Source organism: Massilia sp. UBA6681 (assembly GCF_002454935.1).
Taxonomy (GTDB): domain Bacteria; phylum Pseudomonadota; class Gammaproteobacteria; order Burkholderiales; family Burkholderiaceae_D; genus Telluria; species Telluria varians.
In genome coordinates this window covers 1-7,297 of record NZ_DKJX01000101.1, presented here as the reverse complement: position 1 = coordinate 7,297, position 7,297 = coordinate 1, and the positions used below count along the sequence as shown (strand labels likewise).

The window sequence follows — 7,297 nt, the reverse complement described above, 5'->3', positions numbered from 1 at the left end:
GGCCGGGGCGGCGTCGAGCGGGCGCTCCTGGCGCTCCGGCGCGCCGGCCATCAGGCGCATGGCGGCGGGCAGGGCCGCCGGCATCGCCATCATCGACGGCATCAGCGGCGTGCTCATGGCAGCCAGCAGCGGCTGGCCCTCGGCCTCGAGGCCGGCCTCGGTGCTGTCTTCCTGCGGCGCCGCGGCCGGGACCGCGGCGTGGAGTGCGTCTTCCGGGAGGGCGGCATCCGGTTCCGGCTGCGCCAACGTCCCGGCGGTGGCCGGTGCTTCCATCTGCATGAACTGAAGGAAGGCGAGCGGCGCCTGAGCGACTGCCGCCGCCGCATCGAGTGTCAGACCGTCTGCCGACGCGGCGTCGGTGACGGGGCCCTTGGTCGTGTCGGCGGAAACCGGCAGGGATGCGCTATTCATCGTGATGTTCATCGTTCAGTGATATCAGTGTGGTTGTCGCCCGCGAGGGCATAGGCCATCCAGCCTTCCTTAGTGGCGAGCATGTCGTCCATGCGCAGCTGCAGCTGTACGCTGGCCGCGGCCACCGCTTTCGCGGCGGTCCCGTGGGCGTCGCGCAGGCGCGCGAGGGCAGCACGTTCCACGTCGCTCCAGGGACGGCCGGCGCCCAGCGCCTGCAGGCGGGGAGCGAGCTCGCCCACGCTGCGCCCAAGCAGGTCCCAGTCGGCGCGTGCTCCGGCGTCGAGCAGCACCCGGGCCAGGCCGTCGATGGCGCGCGTCCTATCCATTGCGCTCCTGGACGCCTTTCCAGCCTTGGCGGATGGTGGTCAGGACGCGCACAACCTCATCGACCATGGCCGGGTCCATCTTGATCCCGGCGCCATGCAGGTGGGTGACGCAGAATTCATAGATGCGCGCCAGGTTGCCGACAGTCTCGCCGCCCTGTTCGAAGTCGAGGGAGCTCGACAGACCATTGATGATCTCGACGCACTTGTCGATGCTGGCGGCCTTCTGCTCATAGCGCTTGGCCGCGATGTGGGCGCGGGCGCGTGCCAGTTCGTCGAGCAGGCCGTCGGTGAGCAGCAGGACCAGCTCGATCGGCGAGGCGCGCGAGGTCTGCGCATCAAGGTTGACGGCGTGGTAATCGCCGTAGGCTTCTTGGTAGGACATGGGGTGATCTCGTCTAGTCTTTGTCGCTGCTGAACATGGCCTCGAACATCGAGCTGTTGCTCGACATCTGGCCCTGCAGAGCCTGGAGTTGGGTGAATTGGATCAGGTAGCGCTTGTATGCATCGTCGTATTGCTTGTCCAGCATCGCTTGACGCAAAACCGTATCCGCCTGTACTTTCGAGACGGCTTCCTGGCGGGTCTTGATCTGGCCCTTGACGGAGCTGGTCCAACTCGTGAGGTAGGTATCGAGTTTCCCGGCCAGGCCGGTCGGGGTGGTTCCGGCCGTGCTGCCGATCAGGGTATCCAGACCGGTCGGGTTCGCTTCCAGGGCTTTGCCCAGCCGGGTGGTGTCGACCGACAGGGTCCCCTGGCGATTTGCGGTGATGCCGTAAGAGGCAAGACTGGCGCCGCCGGTCGGACGTACTAGGCTCACGAGCCGATCGCGGAGGGCGGCGACGCCGCTGTCGCCAGAAAAGGCGCCCCCGGCCACGCCCTTGGACGGATCGCCAGGCGCCACCAGCGCGTCGATGGTGCTCTTGAGCTTGTTGTAGGCATCGACGAAAGCCTGCACGTTGGCATTAGTGGCGCTGCTATCGGCGCCAACCGTCAGGGTGACAGGGGAGGTCGTCGTTTTCGCGAAGGTCACGGTGACGCCGTCGATGCCGTTGAAGGTATTGGTCGGCTGCGTGACCAGCGTGCCGGTCGCCGAGCCGATACGGATCGTTGCATCCTGCGCGGGCACCAGCGACTTGGCCTTGCTGCTGTGCAGGGGCGAGGTCGCGTCGGTGCCGGCGCCGTGCGTGACCGTGATGGCATTCGCGCTGCCCGTGTTCTTCGCGGTCAGGACCAGTTCGTACTTGCCGGCGGCGGTGCTGATGACGGAGGCCGTGACCAGCGACTTGTTGTCGGCCGAGGCGTTGATGGCCGCGGCGATCTCGCGTGGGCTCAGGGCGCCGCCATCGGTGTTCGCGGCTGTCGTATCGATGTTGATCGAGGCGGTGCCCACCTTCACGACCAGGGAGCCGGACACGCCGCTGGCCTCGTCCAGCGAATACGAGACTTGGTGTGCGGTCGCAAGCTTCTCGACGTAGAACGAATAGGTGCCGGCCGCTGCCGTCGACTTGGCCGTCGCGCTGCCCACGCCCGTGTCGCTGAAGGCCGCGGATTGGGCGAACATGGTCTTGTTCGTGCCGGTCAGGCTTGCCAGCGCCGTCTGGAAGCTGCTGAGCGCCGACCTGAGGGTGCTCAAGCCCTTTTCGGTGGCGCTGGCGCGTTCGGACTTGGCCGTCAGGGTCTGCTGCTGGCTGAAGACGTACTTCTCCGCCAGCGCGGCGGCCGTGCTGGCCGGATCGTAGGTTGGGCTGCTGATTGCCATGTTGTTCTCCTTTAGTTCAGGCGGCCGAGGTCGTCCTGCCTGCCATCCACGACTGGGTGGCGATATCGTCTTCACGCTTGCGCACGACACGTTCCTGCTCGCGCGCATGCAGCACTTGTTCCTGTTCCAGCACCTTGCCCAGCAGTTCGCGCCTGGTCCAGGCATCGGCCAGCTTGCGCTGGGACACCGCCATGTTCGCTTCGTGCAGGGCCAGGTCGGTGCGATGCAGGTCGGCCATCGCCATCACGTTCTGCTTGTAGGCGCCGCAGTTCAGCGCCAGCGCCAGGGCCGGCACTCGTGCCCCTCCCGGCACGAGTGCCCCAGTCGCGCCGCTGCCTTCGGTGAGCGCATCGAGGCGCGCCAGATTGTTCTGGTAGCGCGTGCGGGTGGCTTCCTGGCTGGCCAGGTCGGCCTGCAGGCGGTCCACGTCGAGCGAGCGCAGCTCCACCAGGGTGCCGAGGCTGGCGATCGTGTGGGTGCGCTTCATGCCATCATCGCTTTCAATTGTTCGACGCACCCACCCATCGGCGCCTCTTCACGCGTGCCCTGGCACAGGAAGGCTTCGATGTGCGGATGCAGGCGCACCGCCTTGTCGGTCTCCGGATCGGCGCCCGGTACATAGGCGCCGAGCGGGATCAGGTCGCGCACCCGGGCGTGTTTCGCCAGCGCCGCCTTGAGCTTGCGGGCGGCCAGCTGGTGCTCCTGGCCGACCACCTGCGCCATGCAGCGCGAGATCGACTGGGCGACGTCGATCGCCGGGTAGTGGCCGCGTTCGGCCAGTTCGCGCGTCAGCACGATGTGGCCGTCCAGGATCGCGCGCGCCGAATCGACCACCGGATCCTGCTGGTCGTCGCCTTCGGCCAGCACGGTGTAGATCGCGCTCATGCTGCCTTTCGGGTTCTCGCCGTTGCCGGCCGATTCGACCAGCTGCGGCAGGTTCGAGAACACCGAGGGCGGATAGCCGCGCGTGGCCGGCGGCTCGCCCAGCGACAGCGCGACTTCGCGCAGCGCCATCGCGTAGCGGGTCAGCGAATCGCACAGCAGCAGCACGTTCTGGCCGCGGTCGCGGAAATGGGCCGCGATCGAGTGGCACAGTTCGGTGGCCATCACGCGCATCAGCGGCGACTCGTCGGCCGGGGCGACGACCAGGACCGCGCGCTTTAGCCCGTCGGGGCCGAGCGACTTTTCGACGAATTCGCGCACTTCGCGGTTACGCTCGCCGATCAGGCCGACCACGATCACGTCGGCCACGGTCTGGCGCGTGATCAGGCCGAGCAGCACCGACTTGCCGACGCCGGAGCCGGCCATCAGGCCGACGCGCTGGCCCTTGCCGATGGTGAGCATGGCATTGATCGCACGCACGCCGACGTCCAGCGGTTCGTCCACCGGGGCCTTGCGCAAGGGGTTGACCTTGGGCGGGGTCGTGGACAGGGGCTGGTCGCCGCCGAGTTTGCCCAGGCCGTCGATCGGCTCGCCCATGCCATTGACCATGCGGCCCATCCAGGATGGGCCGATCATCAGCTCGTTTTTCTCCTGGACCGGCAGCACGCGCGCGCCGGTCGCCAGGCCGGATGCCTTCTTGAAGGGCATCAGGTAGCTGATCTTTTCCTTGAAGCCGACCACCTGCGCGTCCATCCAGCCGCCGTCGACGGTCTCGATGCGGCAGCGCTGGCCGGTGTGCAGCGGGCAGCCCACCGATTCCAGCAGCAGGCCCTGGGCGCCCACCAGGCGGCCGGTCGGGGTGGCGACCGGCACCGCCCCGAGTTCGACCGCGCGCAGGCGTGCGGCGAGCGCCGTCATCCGGCGTCCTCCTCGTCCAGCAGCTGTTCGCGCACCTGGTCCATCACGGCCGTCAGGCGGCCCTGGCAGCCGGCGTCGACTTCATTGTCGCCCGAGCGCACCCGGCATTCGCCCGGCTCGAGGGCCGGGTCGGGCAGCAGGGTCCACTTCTTGGCGCGCTTCGGGTCGAGCTCGAGCACGCGGCGCAGTTCTTCCGGATTCAGGAACACCTCGACCGCGTCGCGCGAAGGCGGCATCACGCTCAGGGCTTCTTCCACCAGGGCGAGCAGCTGCACCGGCTGCAGCGCCAGTTCGGCGCGGATCACCTGGCGCGCGATCTTGCCGACCAGGTCCACCACTTCCTTGCGCTGGGCGGCGCGCATGTCGGTCTTCAGTTTCTTCAGGCCTTTCAGCATGGCGTCGATCGGCTTGGACAGCTCATCGAACTGGGCCAGCGCCATGGCGCGGCCTTCCTCGACGCCGCGCTGCAGGCCTTCGCTCTGTCCCACCGGGAAGCCGTCGGCGCGGCCCTGGTCCAGGCCTGCCTCGTAGCCTTCGCGCTGGCCCTGGCGGTAGCCGTCGGACAGCGCGGCCTGCCATTCTTCGGCCGAGCCGATGCCGTCGCCCGCAGCCGCGCCCTTGGGCAGGGCGCTGGTCAGCTGGTACAGGGGCGGGAAGTGATAGGGCCGGAATTGCTTCATTCGGCGGTCGCCTCGGCAAACAGGGCGATGTCGATCTCGCCGGCGTCGGCCAGGTCCTTGACGGTGGCCATGATCTCGCGGCGGGTCTGCTCGATGCGCGACATCGGCACCGGGCCGGAACGGCGCATCAGGTCTTCGAAGCTCTGGGCCTGGCGCTTCGGCATCGCGCCCAGGATCGCATCGCGCAGTTGCGGCTCGGCGCCCTTGAGCGCGATCGCCCACTGTTCCAGCGGCACTTCGTCGAGCAGGCGGGTGATGACCTGTTCGGTCTGGCGCGACAGGATGAAGAAGTCGTACATCGACATCTCGATCTGCGACACGACCTCCGGATCGTGGGCGCGCAGCAGCTCCACCATGCCGGCGCGGTTGTCCTGCAGGCGGTTGAGGATCTCGGCGACCTGGCGCACGCCTTCCACGCTGGCGCTTTGCGTATCCAGCGCGGCCAGGCAGCGGTTCACCAGTTCTTCCAGCTCGTGCAGCACGTCGCGCTCGATCTCGTCGAGGTGGGCCATGTTCAGCAGCACCATTTCGCGGCCCTCGAGCGGCAGCGCCTCGAGGATCTGGGAACCGAGGGCGGGCGGCAGGAAGGCCAGGAACACGGCCTGCATCTGCACGTGCTCGCTCGAGATGAATTCGGCCAGCCACTTGGGCGAGGCGTACTGCAGGCGCGCCATCATCGGGCGGATCTCGTCGCCGTAGATGGTGTTCAGGACGCTGTTGGCGATGTCGCTCCCCAAAGCCAGGTCGAGCGAGCGCTTCAGGTAGCTGCGCGAGGCGGCGTGCAAACCACTTTGCTCGCGGTAGTCGTCGAAGAAGTTCTGGACCGCGGTCTTGACCGAGTCGACCTTGATGCCGCTCATGCGCGACATCACCTGGGTCAGTTCCAGCAGTTCTTCGCGCTCGAGGCAGCGCAGCACCGCGGCGGCGCCTTCTTCGCCGATCGAGAGCAGCACGATGGCGGCCTGCTCGACCGGAGTCAGGACGGCTTGTTCGCCGTCGAAGTTATTCAGTTCGGCCATGTTTTTTCTGCACCCATTGTTTGACGACTTCGGCGACGCGCTCAGGCTCCTTGCCGGCGAGGACCTTCAGATGGTCGACCATCACGTCGACGGCCGAACCGGCCGGCGGGAGGTCGTAGTTTTCGAGCAGCGGGACCACCGGCATCTTGCCCGGGGCGGCGGCGCCGGCGGCGGCGGCCGCACCGGCCAGGGCCGGGGCGCCGACGACGAGCCCTGCGGCCGTCGCCAGTGCGGTGAGCCCGGCGGCGAACCTGCGCCGGAGGGTGGAGTGGGACATTCGTGTGTTCCTTTGTTCGTTCCTGGTGCCCGGGAGGGCATCGGTGACGTTCATCGGACCGGCCCCACCAGGGGGAGGACCGGAACTGCGACATCGAGTTCATCGATACTGTCGCGCACTTTGGGGCAGGTGTTACAGGTCGGGGACCATTTCGACCCCCGACTGTTACCGTTTCGAGACAACAGCGTGCGCAACACTACCGAGTGCCCTGATACTTCTCCACTTCCTCCGGCATCGGCAGCCCGCACCTCTGGACCTCGTACGCAGGGATTCTGTTGATCCTGTACTCGGCGTATGAGAATGCATTCACCACGTTGGACCAGCGCCTCTCGAGGGTCAACGGGGCCGTGTAGGACTCGATGAGTGCCTGCGTGGCGGGACACTGGAGCGCGACCTCGGCCTGGTTCACCCAGTTGACGTCGATCCACCGCGGGAAGTTGACCGGGTCCTCCACGACTCCGGTGCGCGCGAGCACCCAGTCGTACGGCAGGAACTTGTCATGCCCGATCCGGCCGTCCTCCATACGGTCCGTGTGCGCGGCCAGCGGCGAGGCGAGCCCGACGGTGTCGTAGACGTCCACGTCGAGCGGCAGGTTCATGCTGGTCATGCCGAGGTTGAGGAACACCACCGTCTTGAGGGGCTCCTCCGGCAGCTCGAACGGTGCCAACCCGGGCATCGGTCGGTCGTAGGACACCACGTCCCACCGGTCCTGGAACCCCGGCACCGGGAGGAATACCGCGCCGGTCCGGTTCCGGGTGACGTCGTTCACCAGGGCCCGCATCCGGGGGAAGTCCAGATAGTCCTCGGCGAGCAACGGGTGCCTGTGCCCGGTCCGCTGGATGTAGAACTGGCGCTCGTCGACGATCCCCGCCGACGTGATCGACTCCGGTTCCTCCCGGAACGGGTTCTCGGTGACCTGGACGGTCACCGCCCAGCCGACGACGACGAGCCACGCGGCCGCGATCGCCGTGACCCCCACCCGGCGCACCGAGGCCTCCGCGGACCCGCCGGCGGGACCGACGGGGAG

The 7,297-nt window shown here is 67.6% G+C and carries 8 protein-coding genes and 2 pseudogenes; all 10 read right to left on the bottom strand.

Annotation, left to right across the window (positions count from 1 at the left end; genetic code table 11):
- Positions 1 to 411: pseudogene (locus B2R83_RS19475) on the bottom strand (hypothetical protein); the annotation flags it as partial.
- Positions 412 to 419: 8 nt separating this feature from the next.
- Positions 420 to 737, bottom strand: coding sequence for a hypothetical protein (locus B2R83_RS19470; RefSeq protein WP_292044252.1), 318 nt, complete (start codon positions 735 to 737; stop codon positions 420 to 422).
- Positions 730 to 1,119 carry a flagellar export chaperone FliS gene (gene fliS / locus B2R83_RS19465; protein WP_292044251.1) on the bottom strand — a complete coding sequence of 130 codons (390 nt, stop codon included), beginning with the start codon at positions 1,117 to 1,119 and terminating at the stop codon, positions 730 to 732. The genes B2R83_RS19470 and fliS overlap by 8 nt, the downstream gene beginning before the upstream one ends.
- Before the next feature lie 13 nt (positions 1,120 to 1,132).
- Positions 1,133 to 2,494 (bottom strand): flagellar filament capping protein FliD, encoded by a 1,362-nt coding sequence (gene fliD / locus B2R83_RS19460; protein ID WP_292044250.1) that lies wholly within the window; start codon positions 2,492 to 2,494, stop codon positions 1,133 to 1,135.
- A gap of 16 nt (positions 2,495 to 2,510) precedes the next feature.
- Positions 2,511 to 2,981: a flagellar export protein FliJ gene (locus B2R83_RS19455; RefSeq protein ID WP_292044249.1), complete on the bottom strand. Its 471-nt coding sequence runs from the start codon at positions 2,979 to 2,981 to the stop codon at positions 2,511 to 2,513.
- Positions 2,978 to 4,294, bottom strand: a complete 1,317-nt coding sequence (gene fliI, locus B2R83_RS19450) for a flagellar protein export ATPase FliI (protein ID WP_292044248.1) — start codon at positions 4,292 to 4,294, stop codon at positions 2,978 to 2,980. Before fliI ends, B2R83_RS19455 begins: the two co-directional genes overlap by 4 nt.
- Positions 4,291 to 4,974 (bottom strand): flagellar assembly protein FliH, encoded by a 684-nt coding sequence (fliH, locus tag B2R83_RS19445; protein ID WP_292044247.1) that lies wholly within the window; start codon positions 4,972 to 4,974, stop codon positions 4,291 to 4,293. The genes fliI and fliH overlap by 4 nt, the downstream gene beginning before the upstream one ends.
- Complete coding sequence (locus B2R83_RS19440; RefSeq protein ID WP_292044246.1) at positions 4,971 to 5,993, bottom strand: FliG C-terminal domain-containing protein; 1,023 nt, start codon at positions 5,991 to 5,993, stop codon at positions 4,971 to 4,973. Before B2R83_RS19440 ends, fliH begins: the two co-directional genes overlap by 4 nt.
- A complete protein-coding gene (locus B2R83_RS19435) occupies positions 5,977 to 6,270 on the bottom strand; it encodes a hypothetical protein (RefSeq protein ID WP_292044253.1) in 294 nt (97 codons plus the stop codon). Before B2R83_RS19435 ends, B2R83_RS19440 begins: the two co-directional genes overlap by 17 nt.
- Positions 6,271 to 6,466: 196 nt before the next feature.
- Positions 6,467 to 7,297: pseudogene (locus B2R83_RS19430) on the bottom strand (hypothetical protein); the annotation flags it as partial.